Genomic DNA, 25,660 nt, shown 5'->3' with positions numbered 1-25,660 from the left:
TTAGGCTGTCGGCTGGACTTCCCCAAGCCAAGCCGGCAACTCGCCGACATCCGAACAGCGCGCCCGCAGCAGCTCGTGGAACAACCGCGCTAACTCTGGAGCCCGACGACTGTTGGGGGTGTGCATGAACACATAAGGTTCTCGGCCTTCACCGAGCCACAAGGCCAGCTTATCCAGCCAAGGCTCCAGAAAAAGCCGGTTCAATTCCGGCTCGTCTTGGCCGATGAAGCGGATAAACGGGCGCGGTCCCAAGCTGATGGCATGGACCGGCAAGCGGGGTTTCTTGCTTTGCGCGCCGCGCGTGTCGGCATCGACCGGATCGGCGGCGAACAAGGAGCGGCTATCCAGCATCACCCGATCCACGCCACGTTCCAGCAACAGCCGGTTCAGTTGGCGTTCCTCCTCGCCCTTGGCGAAGAAGGCCGGATGCCGCACTTCGACGGCGCATTGAAAATCCTGGGGGAGCGCGCTCAGATAGTCGCCCAATGCCGCTAGATCCTTCGGACCAAAACCGGGCGGCAATTGCAGGAAACTCGGTCCCAACCGGCCCGCCTCGGCCAGCGGGGTCAGGCGCTCGACAAATTCAGTCGTTGCCGCCGCCGTTTCGCGCAAGCGCCTATCGTGACTGATCGCGCGCGGGAATTTGAAGCAGAACCGAAAGCCCGGTGCGGCTTCATCCCGCCAGCGCAGCACGGTTTCCGGTTTCGGCAACCCGTAAAAACAGTTGTTGCCTTCCACGGTGTCGAACACCGCGGAATACTGCCGCAGAAAATCGCGGGGCTTGGCATCGGCGGTAAATAGTTTACCGGCCCAATCGCGATTGCTCCAAACCGGACAACCCAGGTGATAGCGAGCCAGCGCCACGAGTTAGGCCGCAACCCGCCAATCGATCCGCCGGAGTTGCCCGGTGTTAGCTATCAAATCAACTTACCAATCCGATCCCCAGGCATCCCAATCCGCGCCGGGCTCGTCGTACCGTCCCGCCGTATATTGATCGCCAACCAAATTTTGTTCGCTGGCCAAGCGGCGATAGTTCTGATAAGCCCTCTCGTTGCCGACATACAAACAGCGGCAGGATTGCGGGTCGGAATAGACGTAGACAGGTCTTTCGTTGCGATAACGCACCAGCATTCGGTTCGGCGGCAACCGGTTCAGGAGCGCCTCCCGGCGCGGGCTGTCGGCCTGCCGGACGTTGAACCCAGCATCCATCAATAGCCTTTCATGCCGGGTCGACTGATGCATCGGCTGCGTCGTGTAATAGGAAGGCGGGGGAGCGCAGCCGGCCAACGTTGCGCCGAGCGTTACCGCCATCAGGGTCGAAGTTATTTTAGACATGGTTTGGGCTTCCCTAAAAGTAATACCGTTATCGATGGCCAAACGAGCAAGACAGAGATCTTGCTCGACTTAGAGTGTAGCCGCTTCCATAAAATCCTAAAACGCATCGGCCGGCAGCGTCATCAAGGAATCGGCACCGGCTTTGATCTTGGCTAGATGCGCTGTCGTTTCCGGCAATACCTTTTCCATGAAGAAGGTCGCGCAGACCAGTTTGTTCTGATAAAACCGCCGGTCGAAGCTGTCGTCATCGGGATTGGAAAGCTGGTTCTGACAGATGCGGGCCACCTGCGCCCACTGATAACCCAGCGCCACCAGCGCCATTATGTACAGATAATCCATCGACGCCGCGCCGCCGTTATCCGGATCGGAAATCGCATGTCGCATCAGCCAGCGGGTGGCCTCGACCAGCTGTTCCAGCGCGCCGGCCAGCGGCTTGACGAACGGCGACAGCGAGGCGTTGTCCCGGTACTTCTCGCAAAATTCGCCCGCGACCGCAAAGAAAAACTGGATCGCCCGCCCCTTGTTGGCCGGCAGTTTACGGCCGATCAAGTCCAACGCCTGAATGCCGTTGGCGCCTTCGTAAATCTGGGTGATGCGGGCGTCGCGCACGAACTGCTCCATGCCCCATTCGGCGATGTAACCGTGCCCGCCGAAGCATTGCAGGCACAGATTCGCGGCGTTGAACCCCATGTCGGTGAAATAGGCTTTCATGACCGGCGTCAGCAAGCCCAACAAATCCTCCGCCTTGCGGCGGGTCTCGGATTCGGGATGCTTGCGGATGATGTCCACCGTCAATCCGGCCCAGTACGCCAAGGCGCGGGCACCCTCCTTGAACACCTTGACCGTCATCAGCATCCGGCGGATGTCGGGATGCACGATGATGGGATCGGCCGGCCGGTCGGGAAATTTCGGCCCGCGCAGCGAGCGTCCCTGCAAGCGCTCCCGACAGTAGGCCAGCGCGTTCTGATAAGCGGCCTCAGCCTGGCTCAAGCCTTGCACCGCCACGCCCAACCGCGCCGCATTCATCATGATGAACATGGTCTTGAGACCTTGGTGCGCCTCACCGATCAAGTAGCCGGTCGCGCCATCGTAATTCATCACGCAGGTCGAATTGCCGTGGATACCCATTTTTTCCTCGATGGAACCACAGCTCACCGCATTACGCTCGCCCAGACCGCCGTCGGGCTTAACCAGGATTTTAGGCACGATGAACAAACTGATGCCCTTGACCCCGTCCGGCCCACCGAGGATTCTGGCCAGCACCAGATGGATGATGTTTTCGGCCAGATCGTGTTCGCCGGCCGAAATAAAAATCTTGGAGCCGGTCAGCCGATAGCTGCCGTCCGCCCGCGGTTCGGCCTTGGTGCGCAGCAGCCCCAAATCGGTGCCGCAATGCGCTTCGGTCAGGTTCATGGTGCCGGTCCACTGACCGGAAACCATCTTCGGTAAATAGAGCGCTTTTTGCGCTGCGGTGCCGCCGATCTCAATCGCTTCCATGGCGCCGCCGGTCAAGCCGGGGTACATGGTAAACGCCATGTTGGCGGAAGCCATCATTTCGTTGACCGCCAGCCCCAGCACGTAGGGCAGACCCTGGCCGCCGTGATCTGGATGGCCGGTCAAGCCGGTCCAACCGCCCTCCGCAACGGCTTGGTAAGCAGCTTTGAACCCCGCTGGCGTGATGACCTGACCGTTTTCCAACCGGCAGCCTTCGCGGTCGCCGACTTGATTGAGCGGTTGCAGGATTTCCTGACTGACCTGAGCCGCGCCTTCCAGAATGGCGGTTACGGTGTCCGGGGTCGCTTCCGAAAAACCGGCGAGAACCTCGTGATAGCGTTCGATCTTGAGCAGCTCGTGCAAAATGAACTGCATGTCGCGCACGGGAGCGGTATAGCTGGGCATGAGCGTGATCCTGGGTTGCGGTCGAGCGTTCGAAAAGCCACGGTCCAACCAACGGCCACCGACGCTTGGCCGCGATGGCCGATCAATTCTAGGTTAGCGCGTCCGACCGACTATTAACAGCCGGCGGTCTGAAGCGCCCAAACCGGCGCGATCGCGGCGATGAGCCGGTCTTTCACCGCGTCCGCGGGCGGCGGCGCAGGCCCCATCCAGCCCTAATTAAACACTCCCAATACCTCGATCAAACTCTTGCGAGATAGGTTTGTTCATCTCCCATTCAGCCTCTTTTAGTTTTATAAGATGCTCTCGATGCATTAGACTCAATCCCTGAATGCACCATTTTAATGCATCAAAAGCCGCTGAATCAGAAATAACCACAGGATTTACACGCTTGTTTTATTCTAAAATTATTGATTATAAATCAATCATATAAATATAAATTAAGGCTCTTTTTAATCAATCCATAATTTGAAAACACGCGATAACAATGAATAAGCCCATCATAAAACCGCAAGAAAAAAGTCGTGCAACCGTCAAAAATTTTGTATAAGATGGGAAATAGAACTAACGGATTCCCGTAAAAAAACCCGATCACCGAGAGAGATAAGCCAAGGCTCTCAACGCCTTGAGAGACTTTGGCAAATTTGAGGAGAATCACCTTTTTTACCTCTACTTTCCCTCAAGATCAGGAGATATTACGATGCCTCAACGCACTCTCCGCAGCATTGTCGCTCACCAAAAAGTCTTGGCCACCGCGCAAGCGAAAACCACCGTGGGCGAAGCCGCACGCTTGATGCGGCAAACTCGCGTCGGCGCTTTGCTCGTCGTGGAACACGGCCACCTGGTGGGCATCTTCACCGAGCGGGACGCGCTGTTTCGGGTGATCGCCGAAGGGCTCGACCCGGACAACACCCCGCTGTCCACGGTCATGACGCTCGATCCGGTCACCGTGCATCCGGACAAGCCGTTTTTGTACGCCTTGCACCTGATGTACGAACACGGGTTCCGCCACGTTCCAGTGGCCGAAAACGGCAAGCCGCTGGGCATGGTTTCCGCGCGCGATGCCCTGGCGCTGGAGGAGCAGGAATTCGAAGCGACCTTAAAGCAGCGGGAGCACCTGCGCGCGATCATGGCGTGACGGTCGCCTTCGCTTGATCACGCGATGCAACCTCGGCCCTGTCCGGCGCTTTTTCGGGCGGGGCCGTTGCGTTATGGTTCAAAATAATCCGTAGGAACACCATGGCCGATCCTGGGTTCGATGACGGCCCTCAAGACGGGGATTTCATCCGCCCGCCGAGTAAAAGCCAGCGCAAGCGCGAGGCGACCGCCCTGCAAGACTTGGGCGAAGAGTTGGTCAAACTCACTTCGACCCAGTTGAAGCACGCGCCGCTATCGGACGAACTGCTGGCGGCGATAAAGGCAGCCCAAGCCACGCCGCAACGCGGGGCGCACAAGCGACAACTGCAACTGATCGGCAAGCTGATGCGACAGCTCGATGAGTCGGAAACGGCGGCGATCCGCGCGGTGCTGCTCACGATGACGACAGCCCGCCGCTAGCGCCGAAGGTTCAGGCGCCATCATCCAACCGATAACCGACTCCGCGCACGGTGCGGATCAGCTGCGGGTTCAGCTTGCGGCGCAGGTTGTGGATATGCACCTCGACAGCGTTGCTTTCCACTTCTTCTCCCCAACCGTAGAGCCGATCCTCCAACTGCTCGCGAGACAACACCGCGTCTGGTGTTTCCATCAGCGCGTGCAGCAGGGTAAACTCTCGCGACGACAAGGCAACCGCTTGACCGCAATGCTCTACGCTGCGGGCGACCGGGTCGAGCCGCAACACCCCCGTTTCAAGCAAAGCGCGCGCCCGCCCCGCCCGCCGTCGCAGCAGCGCGCGCATTCGCGCCAGCAACTCGCTCAAATCGAACGGCTTGACCAGATAATCATCCGCCCCACTGTCCAAGCCCACGACCCGATCCGCCACCGCATCACGCGCGGTCAGCACCAGCACCGGCACCGTCGAGCCGCGCTGGCGCCAGCCGCGCAGCACGCTCAAGCCGTCCTTTTTCGGCAACCCCAAATCCAGCAGCACCAGCGCATAATCGGTCGTTTCCGAGGCCAGTTCCGCGCCGCGCCCGTCTCGAACCCAATCCACGGTGAAGCCTTCCAGCCGCAAGCCCTTGCGCAAGCTCTCCCCGATCATGGCATCGTCTTCCACCAACAACACACGCATGTTCGCCACCCGGCCAAGTCGTTTATGCTTCGCTATTCGCAAACCTGAACCTTTAGACCGTGTTGGACGAGGCGCGATTCCACCATGAGACCGTTTTTAGCCCTGACGGCTATTCTGCTGCTCGCTCTGCTGGCCGCTTGCGAACAAGCGCTGCCGGCGTTGCGCATCGGCTCCACCGCTCCCGCTTTCGCGTTGGACCGACTGGATGGCGCGGCAGTCCGTTATCCCGACCAATACGCCAACCGAGTCGTCGCCATCCGGTTCTGGGCCGACTGGTGTCCCTCCTGCCGCAGCGAAATGACCGCGCTGGAGCCGGTGTATCGTCAGTATCGCGACCGAGGCTTAACGGTCCTGGCCGTCAACGTGCTGCAACCGCCGGATACGGTCCGACCGTTCGTCAACCAACTGGGTATTTCCTACCCGGTACTGCTCGACCGGCAGGGCGAGGTGACGCGCCAGTATCAGGTCATGGCCTTGCCGGTCACCTATATCGTCGACCGAAAAGGCGTCATTCGCGGCCGGATCATCGGCGAATCCACACCCGAGGCTTTCGCCGAGGAAATAGCGGGCTTACTGTAAGGTTTTTCCGGGGTCACGGTATACTAGCGACGCTTTTTAAGAGTTGGGAGATCACCTTAAATGAATAATAACCCTAATCCCGAACGCCGCCAGCTGCTCCGTCTGCTCGCCGCAGCGGGCGCTGCCACGGGCATCGCCACCCTAAGCCCACCGGCTCTCGCCACGAAATGTGAAAACGAGGGTACGCCGCTGCAATTCGTCCCCAAAACCGCGCCGGACGCCAACCCGCAAAACGACGATATCGCCAAATTTCCGAAATGTCCGTATTGCGGCATGGACCGCCAGCAATACCACCACAGCCGCCACTTGGTGCATTACCAGGACGACTTGACAGACGCGACCTGCTCTTTGCACTGCGCCGCAGTCAGCTTGGCACTGAATCTAGACCGTGGCCCGAAAGCCATCTACGCCGCTGATTTCGGTGCGAAAACCGACCCCAAACCCCTGTTCGACGCGGACGGCGCAAGCTACCTCATCGGCTCCAAGCTGCCGGGCGTGATGACGGCTCAAAGCAAGGTCGCCTTTGCTTCCCAAGCCGCCGCCAAAGCCGCCAAAGCCGAACAAGGCGGCGAGCTGGGCGATTTCGATGCCGCGCTTAAAGCGGCTTATCAAAGCATGGCCGGCGATACGCTGATGATCCGCAAGAAGCGGGCCGAGCAACGACAGCACGGGATCGGACACGGTCGATGAAACCGAGCGCCTCGCTACTGGGTGCTGGCTGGCTGGCGGCGGCGCTATGGCTGCTCAGCCGGTCGCCAGCCTGGAGTCAAGAGCTACAACTGCCCGCCCCTGGGTCCAAGGACACCTGCCCGGTCTGTGGAATGTTCGTCAGCCGCTATCCTGACTGGGTGGCGACGGTGCTGTACAAAGACGGCCACGTCCATCATTTCGACGGCGCCAAGGATTTGTTCAAATACCTGCTGAATTTGCCAAAATACGCACCCGACCACACCCAGGCCGACATCGCGGTCACCGGCGTCACCGACTATTACGGCGTGAAGCGGCTCGATGCCCGCGCCGCGTGGTATGTGATCGGCTCCGACGTGCTGGGGCCGATGGGCCACGAACCGGTGCCGCTGGCGACCCAGGCGGAGGCGGAAGAATTTCAGCGGGACCATAAAGGCAAGCGCATTCTCCGCTTCGATGAGCTCACCCCGCCAGCGCTGGACAACCTCGACCACGGGAAATTTGAATGACCGTCTATTTCATCGGCGCCGGTCCTGGCGACCCCGAACTGATCACCGTCAAGGGCCAGCGCTTGATCCGCGAATGCCCGCTGGTGTTATACGCCGGCTCGCTGGTGCCGAAAGAAGTTGTCCTGACGGCCAATCCCGCTGCCGAAACCGTCAATACCGCCGATCTGGATTTGACGGAGATCATCGCCCGCATCCGCGCCGCGCACGAACGAGGCTGGAACGTGGCGCGGGTGCATACCGGCGACCCTTCGCTGTATGGCGCCATCGGCGAACAGATGCGCGAATTGGAAAAGTACCGAATTCCCTACCAAGTGGTGCCAGGCGTGACCGCCGCCTTCGCCGGGGCCGCGCTGCTGGGGCGCGAACTGACCCTGCCCGGTATCAGCCAGACCATCATCCTGACCCGCCACGCCGGCAAAACCCCGATGCCGGAGGGCGAAAGCCTACCCGAACTGGCCCGCCATCGAGCCACGCTGGCGATTTATCTCAGCGTGGACAAATTGCAAGAGATCGTCGCCGAACTGATCCCGCACTACGGCGCGGACTGCCCGACGGCGGTATTGCACCGCGTGTCCTGGCCGGATCAGGATGGCGTGATCGGCACGCTGGCCGATATCGCCCAAAAGGTGGCCTTGCAAGGCTTCACCCGCACCGCGCTGATTCTGGTCGGGCGGGTGCTTCAGCCGGCAGGGTTTCCGCCGTCTTACCTCTACAGCGCCGAACACGCCGAGTGGTATCGAGCGAACGCAAAGGCGGATGAGCAAGGCGGTAAACCGTCAAACGGCCGGGCTTAGCGCTGATCGCTTACGCCTTGGCGCTATTTTGCAGCTCCGCAATCAGCCCTGGCGGCAGCTTCAACGCTCTGGCCAGTTCGTCCATATAGGCGCGCTCCTGGTCGTTATCGAGATTGATCGCCAGCAGCGAGGTCACATAGATTTCCGCCGCCGCCGCCGGCGAATCCGCACCCGCGGCCACATCCTGGGCATTCAGCGGCTTGGCGATTTCCGTCTTGAGCAAATGCAGGGCTTCCGGGTTGAGATCGAGCTTATGCAGGTAGCTGTCGATGGCGCTCTGTTCCTTTTCATCGATATGCCCGTCAGCCTTGGCGGCGGCGATCATGGCTTTCAACAACGCCAGGCTACGCTTTTCAAGCTGGGGACCGCTGAGCGCATTGACGCCCGCACCCAGATCGGCGGCCTGATTGCCGGCGTTCTTAGCTTGCCAGTCTTGATAGGTTTTGTAGGCGAGCCCGCCGATCGCGCCGAGGCTGCCGAGCTTGAGCGCCAGCCCGGACAAACTCCGCCCGACTCCGGTGCCGAGCAGCAGCGCCGCCACGCCCGCCATCGCCGCGCCCTTGCCCATGCTCGCCAAGGTCGCCTCCCGCTGCGAGCGGTCGCTGGGAATATCCAGTTTCTGCTCCGCCAGATTTTGACCCTTGGCCACCAAGTCGCGCCCCGACTGCAAAAGCTGATCGAACAATGAGCCGACATCCATCGAGATTCTCCTCGCTGTAATTTATTGAAGCAACCGCACCTTATCACACGAAAATGGTTGTTTACCGCTCTCGTCCCGCCAGCGAACCACCGCCAAGGCAGAATGCCCGTCAGGCGAAAATCAGTTTCATTCTTCTCGCCAACCCTTCCGTCGCATCATCAGTTTAGGGGTCGGAGTGCGATTCGCCGCTAAAAGTTCGCTGGCCAACTTTTCCACGTCGTCAAACACCGGCTCCACCGGCGGCAACCTCGGTCGTTCCAACATGACCACGGGCAAGCCCAGCCGCCGCGCCGCCAGCAATTTCGCCTCGACCGCGTTACCGCCGCTGTTTTTCACCACTAAGGCATCGATCCGACCATCGCGCAGCAACGTCAACTCCTGTTCCAAGGGGAAGGGACCGGTGGCGCACAACACCGTCAAGCGCGGTAAAACCGGCGGGGTTGCCGCCAAACAGCGCACCCGCCAATGTTGCCAGGGCGGAATTTCGGCGACATGGCTCAAGGGTTCCAAACCGATGGTGAAAAACGGCCGCCTGCTGGGGCTGAGCGCTGCCATCACTCCCGCCCAATCGGGGACAACTCGCCAGTCATCGCCGGCTTGCGGTTGCCACGGCGGACGCCGGTAAGCCCAGAGTGGGATCCCGGTCATGCTCGCCGCCAGCGCGGCATGACGGCTGATTTGCGCCGCATAGGGATGAGTGATATCTAACACCAGCTCGATACCGTTCTCGCGCAGGAACGCCGCCAAGCCCTCGACACCCCCGAAACCGCCGACTCGCACCGCGCAAGGCAACTCCGGCACACGTCCCTTGCCAGCGATGCTGTAAGTGACGGCGTGGACCGACGCCACGCCACGCGCCAGCTTCACCGCTTCGCCGGTACCGCCGAGAATCAAAATACGCATGGGAGCGGCGGGCCGCTTTCAAGGCGCATTCACGCAAACCCGGCATGGCCGACGGGCTGCCCTTCGCGGTCGGTCGCCCAGATTTCCACCGCAACTTCAGACGGTAACACGGCGCGGGCGCGGGCGCGGGCTTGCGCGCACACCCGCTCGCCCAACGGCAACCCCGCCGCCAGCGCCAGCGCCAGCGCCCGCTGGCTGGTGTTGGCGGCCCGCATGGCCGCTTGCAGCGCCTCACTCGCGCCGAGCGCCGCTGCTTCCAGCGCCAGCAGGGGCAAATCCACGCTGGAGCTGCGGCTGTGCAAGTCAAGATGGCCCGCCGCCAGCTTGCTGATCTTGCCGAATCCCCCGGCCAGACTGAGTTGAGGGACCGGCGCGCGCCGCAGGTGCTTCAATACCGCTCCGGCAAAATCACCCATCTCAATCAATGCGAGATCCGACAGTCCATACCGCGCTCGCAGGGTTTGCTCGCTGGTGGCGCCCGTACAAGCGGCGATGTGGATGATTCCGTTGGCGCGGGCCACGTCGATGGCTTGCTGGATGGAGGCAATATAGGCGGAGCAGGAAAACGGCCGGACGATACCGGTGGTGCCGAGCACCGACAACCCGCCGACGATGCCTAACCGGGGATTGAGGGTTTTGCTCGCCAGTTCGGCGCCGTTCTCGATGCCGAGGGTGATCTCGAAGCCGCCCGTATAACCCTGTTGGTCGCTCAAGCGCGCCAAATGCTCGACGATCATCCGGCGCGGGGTCGGATTGATAGCCGGCTCGCCGACCGGAACGGGCAAGCCGGGCCGAGTCACGATACCGACTCCCGGTCCGGCGTGAAAGCGCGCCCCTGGAAGCGAACTCAATGCGACCCGAGCGAAAACCAAGGCGCCGTGCGTCACATCGGGATCGTCGCCGGCATCCTTGATCGTGGCCGCCTCAGCGCCCGTTTCCGTCAGCCGGCAGTATTCCAGCCGAAACAGGGGACGCTGGCCGCGCGGCAACAGAATTTCAATCTGATCCCGCGCGATCCCGGTCAACAACCGGCTGGCGGCCGCCGTGCTGGCCGCGGTGGCGCACGCGCCGGTGGTGAAACCATAACGCAAGGGTTTAGCGGTCTCGGCAGTTTCAGGACGCATGGAAGGAAGCGCTATCGGAAGTGGAGCGACGGGCCGGACTCGCCTCAAAGGCAGCGGAATTTCGGCTCGGCAGCAAGATTTACCAGCCGCCAACACCTGACCGGGCCACTGGCTGGCGCGCTATCAAGACCCCGGAAAGTCGGCTAAACTGCCTGAATTATCGTACCAGCAAACCGACCTGCCAAGCGATAAGGGTTTCGTTCCCGCGCTCGCGGCAGCGCGCATCACGGGCAGCCTACCTTATGAAAAACCAGGACTTTTTTAGTCAGATCGAACAATATCAGTCCTTTGCGGCGGGCCAGGCCATTTTTCGCGAGGGCGAGCCTGGGATCAGCCTCTACATCGTCGCCGAAGGTGAAGTCGACATCACCCAAGGCGGCCGAATTCTGGAAACAGTCGGTCCGGGTGGCGTGCTGGGTGAACTCGCCTTGATCGACGACAAGCCGCGCAGCGCCTCGGCCGTCGCCCGCACCGATTGCCTGCTGGCGCCCATCAACCGAGAGCATTTTCTGGCGCTCGTTCAGCGCACCCCGCTCTTCGCCCTTCAGGTCATGCGGTCGATGGCCCACCGGTTGCGCCATACCACCCGCTTGCTCCACAGCTGAGGCCGTTTCCAGGCGGCATCCAACCCCGAATCCGAGCCAGGTTGCGCCATGAAAAAGCATGTTCATTGCTTTTGATATCCCGCCGAGCTTTCGCGACACGCCACACACCAGTTCGTGGCGCGCCACCCCGCCCTATGATGCCCCTGGAGTGTTTCATGACCGATGCGTCTTTTGCCTGCCAAGCTGAACCGAGCTTGCCGGAAGAGCACCTGCTCGCTGGTTACGCGGTTCCCGCGTCGGGTTACGACGAGATGTGTTCGGCGCCTGGGGTGCTGCGGACTCACTGGCGGGCACTGGCAAAAGCGCTGGAAGACATCGGCGGTGTGGAGTTGGAACGCCGCCACAACGAAGTACAACGCCTTTTACAGGCCGACGGGGTCACTTACAACACCTACGACGATCCCCAAGGTTCGCAGCGGCTGTGGTTGGTGGACACGATTCCGCTGCTGATGACCGGCGAGGAATGGAGCGAGCTGGCAGCGGGCCTGGAGCAACGCTCGCGGCTGCTGAACGCGCTGCTGGCCGATCTTTACGGCCCGCGAACCGCCATCCGGGAAGGCTGGCTGCCCCCGGAACTCATTTTCTCTCACCCCGGCTTTCTTCCGGCCTGTCATAAGTCTTTGCCCGCAGCCCGGCGCTGGCTGATTTTTCACGGCGTCGATCTCGCTCGCGGGCCGGACGGCGTCATCCGGGCTTACAGCGACCGCGCTCAGTCGCCCTCCGGGGCCGGTTACACTCTGGAAAATCGCATCATCTTGGCGCGGGCCCTGCCGATGATTTACCGCGACGCCCCCCTGCTCCGGCTGGCCAGCTTCCTGGAAACCGAGCGCGCCACCCTCACCCGCCTGGCCCCTCACAATCCCGAAAACCCGCACGTCGTCTTGCTGACGCCCGGCCCCAGCAGTCCGGTGTACTTCGAACATGCCTATCTGGCTAATTATCTGTCCCTGAGCTTGGTCGAGGGGGAAGATTTAGTGGTGCGCGACGGCCGGGTCTGGCTGAAAACGCTCGGTGGGCTGCGGCCCGTGGATGTCATTCTGCGTCGGGTCGCCGATGCGCTTTGCGACCCCTTGGAATTGCGCGGCGATTCCCTGTCAGGCGTACCCGGCTTGTTGCAAGCCGTGCGCGGCGGCCGTGTGGCGCTCGCCAACGCCTTGGGCAGCGCCATCGTCGAAAATCCGGGGTTGGGCGCTTTTCTGCCGCAACTGAGCCGTCACTTGCTGGGCGAAGAGCTCAAGCTACCCTCGCTAGCCACCTGGTGGTGTGGCAATCCGGTCGATCGCAGCTACGTCTTGGCCAACTTGGATCGGTTGGTGGTGCGGTCGATTCTGCCGAACGAGCCGCACTGGGAAGGGGTTCGGCTAGATGAGCGAACCCGCCGGGAGCTGATCGAACGGATTCAAGCCGCTCCGCATTTGTTCGTCGGCCAGGAATCGCCGCCCCTGTCGACCGCGCCGGTGCTGGAGGACAACCGGCTGGTGCCCCGCCCGGTCTTGCTGCGCGGCTTCGTGGTCGCCGAGGACGACGGCTATCGGGTCATGCCGGGCGGTTTGGCGCGGGTGTCTTCGGGGCTGGACACGCTGCAAGCCGCCTTGCAAAAGGGCGGGATCAGCAAGGACTGGTGGGTGTTGGCGCCCACGCCACAACGTCACGTCAGCCTGCTGCGCCAAGCGTATGGACCCATCATGGTCACCCGCGACGGCAGCGATCTACCGAGCCGGGTGGCCGACCATCTGTTCTGGCTCGGCCGCTACAGCGAACGCTTCGACGGCACCGCCAGACTGCTGCGCGAAGCGTTCGGCCGGCTGCTGGAGTGGGAGCAAGACAACACCGACGAGCGCTGCCTGGATGACTTGCTGGACGCCTTGAAAATCCCGGTGCCGCCGGTGGCGGAATCGCCGCGCGCGCGCTTCTTCGCCTTGCGGCACGCCTTGTTGAACCTGCTGGCGGAATCCGAGCATCCCAGTAACATCCAGGCGTTGTTCGGCGGGATGCTGCGGACCGGGCGCGCGGTGCGCAACCATTTGGGCGATGACAGTTGGCGGATTCTCAATCGCTTGCAGCAGATTATTCAGGATACCCCGGCCGGTTTGGGGGTCCGACAGGCTCGGGAGTTGCTGGAAGAAGAACTGACGCTGGCGGCGGCGTTCTGCGGCCTCAATTACGAAACCATGCCCCACCATCAGGGCTGGTTGTTTTTCGATGTCGGTCGCTACCTCGAACGGGTGCTGCGCACGCTGGCCTTGTTCGATCTGGCCTTCATCACGGCTCGCAATCCCGGCTTGCCGCTGTGGGAGGTGGTGCTGGCCATCACCGACAACCTGACCGCCTACCGGCGCCGCTACCGCTCGGCCCTGCACCCGACCGCGATCATCGACCTGTTGTTGTTCGACACCGACAACCCGCGCTCCGTCGGCTATCAGTTGCGGCGGCTCCAACGCAACATCGCCCGCTTGTATCGGCCCGACCAATCCCATTACCGCAGCGCCGAGGAACGCCTGATCCTGGAGGCTTTTACCGCCCTGCAACTGGCCGATATCGAAGCGTTGGCCACCTTGACCCACGACAGCACCCGTTCGAGCATCGAACTGACCCGCCTTTTAGAAGCGATTCGCCGGCCGCTGAGCGGCCTGTCGGACGCCTTGACCCACAGCCATTTCAGTCACGCCGAAATCCCCCGCCAACTCATCACCATGCAGCCGTGAAGTACACCATCACCCACCGCACCCTGTATCGCTACAGCAGCGGGGTCGCCTTGTGTCACAACGAAGCCCGGCTGCTGCCCCGGCCAACTCCCTGGCAACTGTGCCAGCCGAGCCAAATCACCATCAAGCCGCGCCCGGCGCTCTCCGCCGAACGGGAGGATTTTTTCGGGAACCGAGTGCTGTACTTCGCCATCCAGGACATTCATCAGCGTTTGGAAGTGAACGTCGCGACCGAGGTGCAAATCCTCGCCAACCGGCCATTCGACCCATCGAGTCCTTCGCTGCCCTGGGAGCGCGCCCGCGATAGGTTGCGGGAAAGTGCCGACCCGGAAACCATCGAGGCGCGTCTGTTCGAACTGGACTCGCCGTTCGTGAGCCTTCACCCTACTTTTGGTGAGTACGCCCAATCCAGTTTTCCGCCTGACCGCCCTCTGCTGGAGGCGGTGGCGGACTTGAACCGGCGAATTTATCGTGAGTTCAGCTACGACCCGCATTTCACCACGATCACCACGCCCCTCAAGGATGTCCTAAGCCAGCGGCGCGGCGTCTGTCAGGATTTCGCCCACCTGGGCATCGCCTGCCTGCGCGGCATGGGGCTGGCGGCGCGTTATGTCAGCGGCTATCTGGAAACCCTTCCGCCGCCCGGCCAGCCCAAGCTGATCGGCGCCGACGCCTCGCACGCCTGGCTGGCGGTCTACGTGCCGGGCGCGGGGTGGGCGGAGTTCGACCCGACCAACGATTGTATGCCCCAGCACCAACACATCACGCTGGCGTGGGGGCGGGATTACGGCGATGTCGCGCCGCTGATCGGCGTCATGACCGGCGGCGGCTCGCACCAGATCGACGTTTCGGTGGATGTGGCGCCCCAGCACCCCCCGGATGCTGAGGCGTGAACGGTCGCGGCTTTTACGTTTGAGAGTCCACCGCCCGACCTTTCGAGCGGGCGCTCAAATCCGCACCGCCAACACGTCGCAGGACGCGCCGTGCAATACGGCGTTGGCGGTCGAGCCCAACAGCAGCGCCAAACCATGGCGACCGTGGCTGCCGACCACGATCAAATCCACTTGATGATTCTCGACCGCCCCAAAAATCCCTTCTTTGGTCGAAGGGGCGTTGACGACCCACAAGTCAGCATTTTCCAGCTTCAGTTTTTGCGCCAGCTGCCCCAGCGCCACGCGCGATTCTCGCAACAGCATCTTATCGGGCAGTTCCGGCAAGACCGGCAACAATTCATAACCACCGCCCAAACTGATATTGACATCCTCGACCACATGAATCGCGCTCAAGCGCGCCCCGTACTGTCGGGCGATTTCCTTGGCCCGTTCGCCGACCTTGAGCGCCTCGTCGGAAAAATCGGCCGCAAAGAGAACATGTCGATAGCCCATGGCATTTCTCCAAAAAACCTGAAGCAAACCCCCTCTTATTTCCCTATCGATTCTAACAGAATCCGCAAAAACTCCTGAGTCTCGCGCCGTGCCGGATCGTCGGGCGGCATGCGCTTTTGCGCCTCGCGCAAAGCCCCAACGCCTAATTTGACCTGCGATAAGCCGAGATTGTGCAGGGTTCGAGCATCATCGCGACGGCGCAACGATTCCCGGTAGGCGCGTTCGGCCGAATCCAACCGTCCCTGTTCCGAATAGAGGTTTCCCAAATGGAACCACGGAGCGGCATCCTTGGGTCTCAGGCGGATCAATTGCAAATAATAGCCTTCCGCCACATCCAAACGGCCCGTTTCATAGGCTTGGCGGGCACGATCTTCAAGGAAGCCGGGATGGGCCGCATCGGCGTTGGGCGGTTTCCGGTTCGAAGCCTCGGGCATCGGGGCCGCGCGCTCCACGGGAGATTGGCGAGGCGTCGGATAGTCTGGCGCCGCCGCCGGAGTCGCGGGCAGCGCGGCCATCTCCCCGGCGCGGGCCGCCGACGGCGCTGGAGCGGCCGGAACCGACAACCGCTCCAAAGCGACGCAACCTCCTAAAATGGCGCAACAGCAAACCGCTAACAAACTTCGGCTCATACGGTATCCGCCTCCACAGTCCGCTCAGACTCATCCACTACACTAAAAATAGCGTCGCCAATCCTAAAAAAATAAAAAAGCCCATCCCGTCGGTGATAAAGGTCAACAATACGCTCGACCCCAGCGCGGGGTCGCGACCGATCCGATGCAAGATCAGGGGAATAGCCACGCCCACCAGCGCCGCCAGCAGCAAATTCAACAGCATGGCCGCCGCCATCACCAAGCCCAACGGCAAATTCCAATATAACAAGTAAGCGAACAAGCCGACGCACGCTCCCCAGACCAATCCGTTCATCAGGCCGACGCCTAACTCCTTGAGCACCAGATACCTTTTATTATCAGGGGTGATCTCGCCCAACGCCAAGCCCCGCACCACCAGAGCGGTGGTCTGATTGCCGGAATTGCCGCCGATCCCCGCCACGATCGGCATTAGCGTCGCCAGAGCGACGATCTGGGAAATGGTGCCTTCAAACAGGCCGATGGCCCGCGAAGCGACGAACGCCGTACAGAGGTTGACCGACAGCCACAACCAGCGATTGCGAGCACTGTCCCAGATCGGCGCGAACAAATCTTCATCGCCGCGCAGGCCGGCCCGGTTCAGCGCGTCTTCCTCCGACTCCTCGCGGATGAAGTCGACCACCGCATCCACGGTCAAGCGCCCGAGCAACTTGCCCCGTTCGTTCACCACCGGCGCCGATATCAGGTCGTAACGCTCGAAGGCTCGCGCCGCGTCATCGGCGGCCTCGTCGGCGTCGAACACCACCGGGTCGGTCAGTTTGAGCTCGCCGACCGGCCGTTCAGGATCGTTGAGCAACAGCGCCCGCAATGGCAACACCCCCTTGAGTTGATGGCGGGCATCCACCACGAACAGGCTGTCGGTGTTGGGCGGCAAATCCTCCCGACCGCGTAACAGCCGCAACACCTGTTCGACCCGCTGGCTCTCACGCACCGTCAGCACATCCTGGCTCATCAAACGGCCGACCCGATCCTCGGGATAGGCCATGGTGGTTTGCAGCCAGTCACGATCCCGCGCCGGCAGATTCCGCGATACGTCAGCCAACACATCCTCGGTGATGGTGTCGGCCAATTCCGCCAGATCGTCGGCGTCGAGCGAGCCCAATACCCGCAACAGCTCGGACCGCTCCAGGATTTCGACCAGCGAACCCCGCACCGCGTCCGAAACCTCCAGCAGCACGTCGCCGCTGCGCTCGTCGTCGATTTGTCGCCAGATCAGCAGCCGATCCTCTTGCGGCAAGGCTTCCAGAAGATAGGCGACATCAGCCGGATGCAGGCTACTTAACTTGCGCTGTAGCTCGACTAGATGCTGGCGGTGCACCAGCGATTCGATCAGCTCGTGGCGAGGGCTGGTCTGGTCGCGCTCCACCAGCGTCTCGACCAGACGGTGTTTTTCCAACAGCGCGACGATATGCCGCAGCAACTCCTCCAGTTTGGGATGGGACGCCTGCGGGACTACCGCCGGATCGGCCACGCTAGCCGCCGGTTCCGTAGCGGCGCGCGACGTAATCAGCCACCAGTTGCTGGAACTCGGCGGCGATGCGCTCACCTTTCAGGGTGACCGTCTTTTCGCCGTCCACGTAGACCGGCGCCACCGGCACTTCGCCGGTTCCGGGCAGGCTGATGCCGATGTTGGCTTGTTTGCTCTCGCCGGGGCCGTTGACCACGCAGCCCATCACCGCCACGGTCAATTCCTCGACGCCGGGATAACGGCCGCGCCAAACCGGCATTTGCTCGCGCAAGTAGCTCTGAATTTGCTGGGCCAAGTGTTGGAAATAATCGCTGCTGGTGCGACCGCAGCCGGGACAGGCCACCACCGCCGGCGTGAAGGCGCGCAAGCCCATCGCTTGCAAAATCTCCTGGGCGACCAGCACTTCCTGGGTGCGGCTACCGCCCGGCTCCGGCGTCAGCGAAATGCGGAGGGTGTCGCCGATGCCCTCTTGCAGCAGCACCGCCAACGCGGCGGTGGAGGCGACGATGCCCTTGCTGCCCATGCCCGCTTCGGTCAGCCCCAGATGGAGCGGATAGTCGCAGCGCGCCGCCAGTTTGCGATAGACGCCGATCAAATCCTGCACGCCGCTCATCTTCACCGACAGAATGATGCGGTCGTGGCCGAGTCCGATCTGCTCGGCCCGCCGCGCGCTGTCCAAGGCCGACAGAATCATGGCTTCATGCATCACCTCGGCGGCGGGTCTTGGCGCCGGCCGCCGGGCGTTGTCATCCATCAGGCGCGCCGCCAGCTCCTGATCGAGGCTGCCCCAGTTGACGCCGATCCGCACCGGCTTGTCGTAGCGGCAAGCGAGCTCGACGATGGTGGCGAACTGTTCGTCCTTCTTCTTACCGCGCCCGACATTGCCGGGATTGATGCGGTATTTGTCGAGCAGTTCGGCGCAAGCGGGATGGTGCGCCAACAACCGATGGCCGTTGAAATGAAAATCGCCGATCAGCGGCACGCTGACCCCTTGCGCCGCCAATCGCTCGCGAATCCGCGGCACGGCGGCGGCGGCCTCTTCAGTGTTGACGGTCACGCGCACCAGCTCCGAACCGGCGCGGGCCAGTTCCGCGACCTGGGCCGCGGTCGCCGCCGCATCGGCGGTGTCGGTGTTGGTCATCGACTGCACCACCACCGGTGCATCACCGCCTACCGCGATGGCGCCGATGTGGACCGCAACGCAGGCGCGGCGCGGGAGGAAAGTAGACGCACGGGCCATAAATCCACCTACACGAGCTGCTGTGGAAAATCGTTGGTCGAGACGGTCAAGAGAGATAAAAAGACCATCAGGGGTAAGCGGGCCTCCGGCCTCTTTGAGCATGCCGAGCGCCAGCCGCCAGCAGGCCGCGCCCGTTTCGCAATCAGCGCAAAAAATCCCGGCTGATTTCCCGGAATTGCTCGGTGCCGGCTTGATGCAACCATTCGAACGCCACCATCTCGCGGCTGACGATGCGCACGCCCTCGGCCTTCATGCGGTCCAACGCCAGCGCCACATCGCGCGGCGAGCGCGAGGACACCCCGTCGGCGACGAGATAGACGGTCTTGCCGGCCAGCTGCAAATCCAGCGCGGTCTGGAGCACGCAGACGTGCGCCTCGGCGCCCAGCAAAATCACTTGATCGCGGCCCAGCAGGTCGATCCGCCGCATACACTCCAATTCGGCGGCGCAGGAAAAATGGATTTTCTCCACGAACGCCTCCGCCGGCAATAACTCGCGAATCGCGGCGACCGCCCGGCCCAACCCCCGCGGGTATTGCTCCGAAGCCAGAACCGGCACGTTCAGGCGCTGGGCGATGCGAATCAACCAGACGCCGGTTGCGACCACATCGTCGGCTTGAAAGATCGCTGGCATCAATCGCTCCTGAAAATCCACCACCAGCAGACAGGATGTCTCGGCTCTCATCAGCATCGCTTTTCTCCGGTACGGTCAAACGCGCCCCAAGCGGCGGTTGGATCAATCAGCAATCAAGGTGATGCGTTCGTCAGGGTGGCTACCCTTGACGATCCGGGTTCGCAAGCCCTGCCAAGCCGGAGCCAGTAAATCGGCCGGCGCTCGCGTTTGCGGGTCATCCACCGCAAAGGTGAACAACCCCATTTTCGGCTCCAGCTTCTGCAAACTGAGGCTGCCGACCCAAATGGGTACCTTCTCCTCTTGCAGCCGGGCATTGACATCCCAGAAACGCAACAGCCAACGGGTATTCGAGTCGTTGGAGTAATACACCATCCGCAAATCGTCTTCGCTGCCGTCGTGAATTTGCGGTAACACCGGCAATTCCCGCAGTTTTACCTGCGGGCTCAAGCACAGCAAAATACTCCGCACATCGGGCGCGGGCGCGGGCTCCCAGCCGGCTTCCCGCAAGCGCTTTGCGATATCAGCCGCGCTTCCCGACCACTGCAAGACAAAATCCTGCCGGCGATTGCCGCGAAAATCCAAGCGCTGCTGGGGCAGTCGCCGCCAACCTCCTTCTTTGAGCCAATAGTCTAAGGCTTGCGCTTTCATCATCGGTTGCGCTTCGTAGCGCTGCAAATCCGTGCGAAAGTTGAAGCTGACGTGCAGCAAATGGGTCGCCAGCAGCGCGCTCGCGCTGTAAGCCAGCAAGCCGCGCCAGCGCACCGCCACCGCCATTGCGTGGTGATTGTAAGCCAGCCCCAACACCGCGACCCAAATCAAGCCCAGGCACAAACCCGCCAGCGTGTCGGTCAGCCAATGCACGCCCAGATAAAGGCGGGCGAACGCGATGGGCACGATGATGAAGGCCGCTCCCAAATAAACGATCCAGCGGCGGGTCGGAGCGATTTCGCGGGCGATCAGTACCGCTAGAAACCCAAAGACCAGCACACTGAAAGTCGCATGACTGGATGGAAAAGAATAACCTAAGATGCCTTGCGACACTTCGGCGGGACTGGAGACCGGCAGCAGGCCCTTGAACAACAAGGTGCTGGCCATGCCGAACCCCAACGCGGCCAGCCAATGCCAAGCCGCGACCGCCCTGCGCTGCCAGATCAACCAGCCGAATATGGCCAAACTCACCGGCAAGGTGACCTGATAGCCTCCCAACCCGGCGGTGAACACCATCAAGGCATCGGCCCACGGCGTGCGCAACCGCTGAAAAAAGTGATAGAGGCTTTGATCGAGGCCGCTCGGTAATTTTTGGCCGGCCGCGCTCAGGCTCAAGCTGGCCAGCACGATAGCGCCGAGCAGCAACACCGCCATGATCGCCAGACCTCGCAGTTCCCCTTGGGACGGATCCAGCAACGAAGCGCTGATCGGGCCGATAAAACGGCGGCCCCGGCTCCAGCCGTAAAAACGCTGCACCCAACCGGGGACATGGGCCTGAAACAGCCGCGTCAGATGCTTTACCAGCCAAATCGTGACCCACAGCACGACGGCCACAATCAGAATCAGCACCACCAACCGCCCCGCCACCCGAGAGGCGATGTCCAGCGACGCGCCAAACGCCATGCCGGGGAGCAAATAGGCCGGCGACCAGAGCACGGCCGACACGACGTTGGCGATCATGAAGTCGCGCCATTTCATATCCATCATGCCGGCCACGGTCGGGATGGTGCCGCGCACCGGCCCGAAAAAACGCCCGAACAGCACGCCCTTGCCGCCGTGCTTGCGGAAGAACTCCTCGCTGCGGACGATCATTTCAGGGTGCTTGTTGAACGGCCAGACCCGGCGGATCCCTTGATGAAACACCCGTCCGATCCAGAAACTGACCGCGTCGCCGAACACCGCGCCCGCCGCGGACCACCAATAGGCCGACCAAAAATCCAGGTGGCCGAGGCCGATCAACGCGCCAAAACTGAACATGACCAACGCGCCGGGGATGATGACGCCGATGATGGTCAGCGATTCCGCTGCCGAAGACAGGAAAATTACCGCGCTCACCCAGCCTGGATGAGCGGCGATCCAGGCAAAGAGCGCGGTAACGAATTCGGATTGCATACAGGTGTTTTGCGCTGGTGCGGAGGAGCTGAGGGAATTGGACCGGCGAGATCGGAAGATGGTTTCGAAAGAGACCTTGACGCGCTAGAGCGAACGGAGGCTGGCCTTGCGAAATTCTTCGCGCAGCGCCTCGAAAGTCCGCGCCACCGGAAACTGTGGAAATTCGTCGATGACGTTTTGGGGGGGTCGAAACAGAATGCCGGCTTCGGCCTCGGCCAGCATGGCGGTATCGTTGTAGGAATCGCCGGCGGCGATCACCCGAAAATTGAGTCCGTGAAACGCTCGCACGGCCTGACGTTTGGAATCGGCCTGGCGCAAAATATAGTTCGCCACCCGGTCGTCCGTCACCTCCAAGCGGTGACAAAACAGGGTCGGCCACCCGAGCTGGCGCATCAGCGGCAAGGCGAATTCGTAAAACGTGTCCGAGAGAATCACCAGTTGGAACCGCTCGCGCAACCAATCCAGGAACTCGCCAGCCCCCTCCAGCGGTCCCATGGCGGCGATCACCCGCTGGATGTCCGAAAGCTTCAACCCGTGTTGATCGAGCAGCGTCAATCGCTGCCGCATCAATTGATCGTAATCGGGAATGTCACGCGTGGTCAGCCGCAGCGCTTCAATTCCGGTGCGTTGCGCGACGTTGATCCAGATTTCCGGAACCAGGACTCCTTCCAAGTCCAGGCAAGCGAGTTCCATGAAAGCCTCCTTTAGCGTTCCTGCCGCGCGGGCGCGGCGGAGGATGTGAGTGTGATCACTGCCGGTCAAGGTGGTAACGCTACCCTTTTTTCCATGGCTCTCGCAATAGCCGGCCGGTCGCCCTGCTGGTGCTGGCAACGAGCGGCAGAAAACGCGACGATCCCCCCGGCGCGGCGCGGCGTTGGCCAAACCGCGCGGCCAGGATAGCTGGCCAGCTTCGCACCTTCCGACGAAAATCAGGCATTTTTTCAAAAACCCTCTTAAAAGAGAGGCAAAAATCATATTATTTGTATCAATAGCTAGACTTTCGTATAATCTAAATCTCATCGGGTGCGTGCTCCCGCACCCCTTTCCAAGGCCTGTCGCATGGTCTAAAGTTTTACCTCAGATACATGTTTCTGAAAGACCATCAATCCGTTTTCTGGGTATCGCCGTTCAAATAGCTTATGGCCACCAACCCAAGCAATGCTGTCTCGCAACCCAACGTTCAGTTGATCGGGTTAGCGCGGCAGCTCGTCCAAAATCACCTGCTGGATGAAGCCACCGCCCTCAAGGCGTTCGAACAGTCGCGCAAGGAAAACATCCCCTTCGTGGCGTACTTGGTGGAAAACAAGCTGGCCCGCGATAAGGACATTGCCCGCACCGCCGCCCGCAGCTTCAACCTTCCGCTGTTCGACATCGACGCCCTGGATATCGACTCGGCCGTCATCCGGCTGGTCGATGAAAAATTGCTCCGCCGCCATCACGCCCTACCGTTGCACAAACGGGGCCGACGCTTGTTCGTGGGGTTGAGCGACCCCACCAACCAACGGGTCTTGGAAGACATCAAGTTTCAGACGCGCCTCGACATCGAACCGATCATCGTCAGCCAGCTCCAGTTGGCCAAGGCGCTGGATACGGTGATCGATTCGCGGTCAGCGACTTTAACCGACGGCGAGATCGGCGATCTGAATTTCGGCGGCGAGGCCGACATTGAGGCGAAAGTCGAAACGCTCTCTCAATCGGACACCGACGATGCCCCGGTCGTGCGGTTCATCAATCAAGTCATCCTGCAAGCCATCAACCGCGGCGCGTCCGACATCCACTTCGAACCGTACGAAAAAATCTATCGGGTCCGGTTACGCCAAGACGGCATTCTGGACGAAATCTACAAACCCCCGGTCGCCATGGCGCCGCGCATGGCCGCCCGTCTCAAGATCATGGCTCAGCTCGATATCGCGGAGCGGCGGGTGCCGCAGGACGGGCGCATCAAGCTCTATCTGACCAAGCAGCGCGCCATCGACTTTCGCGTCAACACCTTGCCGACCTTGTGGGGTGAAAAGGTCGTCATGCGCCTGCTCGACCCTTCCAGCGCGCAAATGGGCATCGAAGCGCTCGGCTACGAAGACCATCAGAAGGAGCTGTTCCTGCACGCCATCCACAAGCCTCAAGGCATGGTCCTGGTCACCGGCCCCACCGGCAGCGGTAAAACGGTGTCGCTTTATACCGCGCTCAATATCCTCAATACCGCCGCCGTCAACATCTCCACCGCCGAAGACCCGGTGGAAATCAATCTGGCCGGCATCAATCAGGTCAACGTCAACCCCAAGGTCGGGATGACCTTCGCCAATGCCCTGCGCTCCTTTCTGCGCCAAGACCCCGACATCATCATGGTCGGTGAGATCCGCGATCTGGAAACTGCGGAAATCGCCATCAAGGCCGCCCAAACTGGCCACATGGTGCTTTCCACCCTGCACACCAACAGCGCGCCACAAACCCTCAGCCGGTTGATGAACATGGGCGTCGCGCCTTACAACATCGCCTCCAGCGTGACGCTGATCATCGCCCAGCGGTTGGCGCGCCGGCTGTGCCAGCACTGCAAGGAAGAAACCAAGATTCCAGCGGAGGAACTGATCAATCAGGGCTTCCGCGAGGCTGAATTGAACGAACTGGAGATCTTCAAGGCCGCCGGGTGCGACCAGTGCAACCACGGCTACAAGGGACGGGTCGGCGTTTACGAGGTGCTGCCGATTTCCGAGGAGACCGGCCGCATCATCATGGAAAGCGGCAACGCCCTACAGATTGCCGTACAGGCGCGTAAAGAAGGCATTAACGACTTGCGCCAGTCGGGCCTCAACAAAGTGCGCATGGGACTTACCAGTCTAGAAGAAATCAATCGGGTAACAACGGATTAGCGGTCGTGGCCAAACAACCTAATTTAGCGAAAGTCAAGGCGAAGCCTGAAGAACCCACGTTCAAGTGGGAAGGAACCGACAAACGAGGCGCCCGCGTCAAGGGCGAGCTGCGGGCAGCTAACCAAAGCTTGATCAAGGCCGAGCTGCGCCGGCAAGGCATCCTCCCGTTGCGGGTGCGCAAGAAATCCAAGCCGCTGTTCACCGCCGGCAACAATATCAACTCAAAAGACATCATGATGTTTACCCGCCAGCTTTGCACCATGCTGGGTTCCGGTATCGCCGTGGTGCAAGCCTTGGACATGGTCGGCAACAGCAACAAAAAAACCAAGGTCAAGGAGTTGATCTTGCACATCAAAACGGATGTGGAAAGCGGAACCTCACTCTCCAAGGCGCTGAGCAAGCACCATTTGTATTTCAACGATCTGTATTGCAGCCTGGTGCACGCCGGCGAAGAAGCGGGCGTGCTCGAAGTCTTGCTGGACAAGATCGCGACTTATCTCGAAAAATCCGAGGCCCTCAAAGCCAAGGTCAAGAAAGCGCTCACTTACCCGGCCATCGTCTTGGTGTTCGCTTTCGTGGTGACCGCGATCCTACTGATTTTCGTCATTCCAACTTTCGAGGACTTGTTCAAGGGTTTCGGCGCCGAACTGCCGGCGCTGACGCGGTTCGTCATCCAGCTCTCCCAAGCCTTTCAAGCGTATTGGTATTTAATATTGGGCGCACCGGTCCTCGCCATCGTGGCCTTCATTCAAGCCCACAAGCGTTCGGAGGCTTTCAGAAAATGGCTGGACCGCATGGTCCTGCAACTGCCGCTGATCGGCGATCTGATCGCCACCTCAGCCAACGCTCGCTTCGCCCGCACCTTATCCACGCTGTTCAGCGGCGGCGTGCCGCTGGTGGACGCCATGGTGAGCGTGGCCGGCGCCACCGGCAACTACGTCTATGAAAAAGCCGTTCTGGAAATGCGCGAGGCGGTTTCCATCGGCCAGCAATTGAATTTTGCGATGCGCCAAAGCAGCCTGTTCCCCGACATGGTGATTCAAATGGTGGCGATCGGCGAGGAAGCCGGTTCGCTCGGTGACATGCTGGCCAAGGTGGCGGATTGGTACGAAGCGGAGGTCGACCAAAAAGTGGACACGTTGACCACCCTGATCGAGCCGATGCTGATGGCTTTCCTGGCCGGCGTGGTCGGCACGCTGATCATCGCCATGTATCTGCCGATCTTCAAGCTGGCTTCGGCGGTCTGACGGCAGCC

At 61.3% G+C, this 25,660-nt stretch carries 25 protein-coding genes; 11 read left to right on the top strand and 14 right to left on the bottom strand.

Features of this window, described 5'->3' with window-relative positions; all coding sequences use genetic code 11:
• From IPK09_04300 to IPK09_04290, 3 genes are all read right to left on the bottom strand, one after another.
• Positions 1 to 843 (bottom strand): DUF72 domain-containing protein, encoded by an 843-nt coding sequence (locus tag IPK09_04300; GenBank protein MBK7982838.1) that lies wholly within the window; start codon positions 841 to 843, stop codon positions 1 to 3.
• An 84-nt stretch (positions 844 to 927) separates the two neighbouring features.
• Positions 928 to 1,335, bottom strand: a complete 408-nt coding sequence (locus tag IPK09_04295) for a hypothetical protein (GenBank protein MBK7982837.1) — start codon at positions 1,333 to 1,335, stop codon at positions 928 to 930.
• A 96-nt stretch (positions 1,336 to 1,431) separates the two neighbouring features.
• Positions 1,432 to 3,234: an acyl-CoA dehydrogenase C-terminal domain-containing protein gene (locus IPK09_04290; GenBank protein MBK7982836.1), complete on the bottom strand. Its 1,803-nt coding sequence runs from the start codon at positions 3,232 to 3,234 to the stop codon at positions 1,432 to 1,434.
• A gap of 697 nt (positions 3,235 to 3,931) precedes the next feature.
• Here IPK09_04290 and IPK09_04285 point away from each other — a divergent pair.
• Together IPK09_04285 and IPK09_04280 are read left to right on the top strand one after the other, a co-directional pair.
• Positions 3,932 to 4,369 carry a CBS domain-containing protein gene (locus tag IPK09_04285; GenBank protein MBK7982835.1) on the top strand — a complete coding sequence of 146 codons (438 nt, stop codon included), beginning with the start codon at positions 3,932 to 3,934 and terminating at the stop codon, positions 4,367 to 4,369.
• Between the two features lie 101 nt (positions 4,370 to 4,470).
• On the top strand, positions 4,471 to 4,788 hold the full coding sequence (locus tag IPK09_04280; protein MBK7982834.1) for a DUF615 domain-containing protein: 318 nt from the start codon (positions 4,471 to 4,473) through the stop codon (positions 4,786 to 4,788).
• Between the two features lie 10 nt (positions 4,789 to 4,798).
• On the opposite strand, the gene IPK09_04275 is transcribed toward IPK09_04280, so the two are convergent.
• Positions 4,799 to 5,461 carry a response regulator transcription factor gene (locus IPK09_04275; protein ID MBK7982833.1) on the bottom strand — a complete coding sequence of 221 codons (663 nt, stop codon included), beginning with the start codon at positions 5,459 to 5,461 and terminating at the stop codon, positions 4,799 to 4,801.
• Between the two features lie 84 nt (positions 5,462 to 5,545).
• On the opposite strand from IPK09_04275, the gene IPK09_04270 reads away from it, so the two are divergent.
• The 4 genes from IPK09_04270 to cobM are packed head-to-tail and all read left to right on the top strand — an operon-like array spanning position 5,546 to position 8,030.
• Positions 5,546 to 6,040 carry a TlpA family protein disulfide reductase gene (locus IPK09_04270; protein ID MBK7982832.1) on the top strand — a complete coding sequence of 165 codons (495 nt, stop codon included), beginning with the start codon at positions 5,546 to 5,548 and terminating at the stop codon, positions 6,038 to 6,040.
• Between the two features lie 60 nt (positions 6,041 to 6,100).
• A complete protein-coding gene (locus IPK09_04265) occupies positions 6,101 to 6,730 on the top strand; it encodes a nitrous oxide reductase accessory protein NosL (GenBank protein MBK7982831.1) in 630 nt (209 codons plus the stop codon).
• A complete protein-coding gene (locus tag IPK09_04260; GenBank protein ID MBK7982830.1) occupies positions 6,727 to 7,236 on the top strand; it encodes a nitrous oxide reductase accessory protein NosL in 510 nt (169 codons plus the stop codon). Before IPK09_04265 ends, IPK09_04260 begins: the two co-directional genes overlap by 4 nt.
• Positions 7,233 to 8,030, top strand: coding sequence for a precorrin-4 C(11)-methyltransferase (gene cobM, locus IPK09_04255; protein ID MBK7982829.1), 798 nt, complete (start codon positions 7,233 to 7,235; stop codon positions 8,028 to 8,030). The genes IPK09_04260 and cobM overlap by 4 nt, the downstream gene beginning before the upstream one ends.
• A 10-nt stretch (positions 8,031 to 8,040) precedes the next feature.
• Here the strand turns inward: cobM and IPK09_04250 are convergent, their stop codons facing one another.
• From IPK09_04250 to IPK09_04240, 3 genes are all read right to left on the bottom strand, one after another.
• Positions 8,041 to 8,730 carry a tellurite resistance TerB family protein gene (locus tag IPK09_04250; GenBank protein MBK7982828.1) on the bottom strand — a complete coding sequence of 230 codons (690 nt, stop codon included), beginning with the start codon at positions 8,728 to 8,730 and terminating at the stop codon, positions 8,041 to 8,043.
• A 126-nt stretch (positions 8,731 to 8,856) separates the two neighbouring features.
• Positions 8,857 to 9,633, bottom strand: a complete 777-nt coding sequence (locus IPK09_04245) for a cobalt-precorrin-6A reductase (GenBank protein MBK7982827.1) — start codon at positions 9,631 to 9,633, stop codon at positions 8,857 to 8,859.
• Between the two features lie 29 nt (positions 9,634 to 9,662).
• The gene (locus IPK09_04240; GenBank protein MBK7982826.1) at positions 9,663 to 10,757 is read right to left on the bottom strand and encodes a cobalt-precorrin-5B (C(1))-methyltransferase; all 1,095 of its coding nucleotides are present in this window, start codon (positions 10,755 to 10,757) and stop codon (positions 9,663 to 9,665) included.
• A gap of 242 nt (positions 10,758 to 10,999) precedes the next feature.
• Between IPK09_04240 and IPK09_04235 the strand changes: the two genes are divergently transcribed.
• From IPK09_04235 to IPK09_04225, 3 genes are all read left to right on the top strand, one after another.
• Entirely contained in the window at positions 11,000 to 11,362 is a 363-nt protein-coding gene (locus IPK09_04235; GenBank protein ID MBK7982825.1) for a cyclic nucleotide-binding domain-containing protein, read from the top strand.
• A 155-nt stretch (positions 11,363 to 11,517) separates the two neighbouring features.
• Positions 11,518 to 14,067, top strand: coding sequence for a circularly permuted type 2 ATP-grasp protein (locus tag IPK09_04230; protein ID MBK7982824.1), 2,550 nt, complete (start codon positions 11,518 to 11,520; stop codon positions 14,065 to 14,067).
• A complete protein-coding gene (locus IPK09_04225; protein MBK7982823.1) occupies positions 14,064 to 14,960 on the top strand; it encodes a transglutaminase family protein in 897 nt (298 codons plus the stop codon). Before IPK09_04230 ends, IPK09_04225 begins: the two co-directional genes overlap by 4 nt.
• A gap of 54 nt (positions 14,961 to 15,014) precedes the next feature.
• Here the strand turns inward: IPK09_04225 and IPK09_04220 are convergent, their stop codons facing one another.
• The 7 genes from IPK09_04220 to thrH form a co-directional block, all read right to left on the bottom strand.
• The gene (locus tag IPK09_04220; GenBank protein MBK7982822.1) at positions 15,015 to 15,452 is read right to left on the bottom strand and encodes a universal stress protein; all 438 of its coding nucleotides are present in this window, start codon (positions 15,450 to 15,452) and stop codon (positions 15,015 to 15,017) included.
• A 35-nt stretch (positions 15,453 to 15,487) separates the two neighbouring features.
• Positions 15,488 to 16,081 carry a tetratricopeptide repeat protein gene (locus IPK09_04215; protein ID MBK7982821.1) on the bottom strand — a complete coding sequence of 198 codons (594 nt, stop codon included), beginning with the start codon at positions 16,079 to 16,081 and terminating at the stop codon, positions 15,488 to 15,490.
• 37 nt (positions 16,082 to 16,118) lie between these two features.
• Positions 16,119 to 17,570, bottom strand: coding sequence for a magnesium transporter (gene mgtE, locus IPK09_04210; GenBank protein ID MBK7982820.1), 1,452 nt, complete (start codon positions 17,568 to 17,570; stop codon positions 16,119 to 16,121).
• Position 17,571: 1 nt separating this feature from the next.
• On the bottom strand, positions 17,572 to 18,807 hold the full coding sequence (ispG, locus tag IPK09_04205; GenBank protein ID MBK7982819.1) for a flavodoxin-dependent (E)-4-hydroxy-3-methylbut-2-enyl-diphosphate synthase: 1,236 nt from the start codon (positions 18,805 to 18,807) through the stop codon (positions 17,572 to 17,574).
• A 142-nt stretch (positions 18,808 to 18,949) separates the two neighbouring features.
• Positions 18,950 to 19,495 carry a hydrolase gene (locus IPK09_04200; GenBank protein ID MBK7982818.1) on the bottom strand — a complete coding sequence of 182 codons (546 nt, stop codon included), beginning with the start codon at positions 19,493 to 19,495 and terminating at the stop codon, positions 18,950 to 18,952.
• A 45-nt stretch (positions 19,496 to 19,540) separates the two neighbouring features.
• Entirely contained in the window at positions 19,541 to 21,538 is a 1,998-nt protein-coding gene (locus tag IPK09_04195) for a VTT domain-containing protein (GenBank protein ID MBK7982817.1), read from the bottom strand.
• Positions 21,539 to 21,622: 84 nt separating this feature from the next.
• Complete coding sequence (gene thrH, locus IPK09_04190; protein MBK7982816.1) at positions 21,623 to 22,231, bottom strand: bifunctional phosphoserine phosphatase/homoserine phosphotransferase ThrH; 609 nt, start codon at positions 22,229 to 22,231, stop codon at positions 21,623 to 21,625.
• A gap of 446 nt (positions 22,232 to 22,677) precedes the next feature.
• On the opposite strand from thrH, the gene pilB reads away from it, so the two are divergent.
• Both pilB and IPK09_04180 read left to right on the top strand, forming a co-directional pair.
• Positions 22,678 to 24,405 (top strand): type IV-A pilus assembly ATPase PilB, encoded by a 1,728-nt coding sequence (gene pilB, locus IPK09_04185; protein MBK7982815.1) that lies wholly within the window; start codon positions 22,678 to 22,680, stop codon positions 24,403 to 24,405.
• 5 nt (positions 24,406 to 24,410) lie between these two features.
• Positions 24,411 to 25,652, top strand: a complete 1,242-nt coding sequence (locus tag IPK09_04180; GenBank protein ID MBK7982814.1) for a type II secretion system F family protein — start codon at positions 24,411 to 24,413, stop codon at positions 25,650 to 25,652.
• Positions 25,653 to 25,660: the final 8 nt, after the last annotated feature.

The organism is Candidatus Competibacteraceae bacterium (assembly GCA_016713505.1).
Classification (GTDB): domain Bacteria; phylum Pseudomonadota; class Gammaproteobacteria; order Competibacterales; family Competibacteraceae; genus Competibacter_A.
This window is presented reverse-complemented; position numbering and strand designations above follow the sequence as displayed.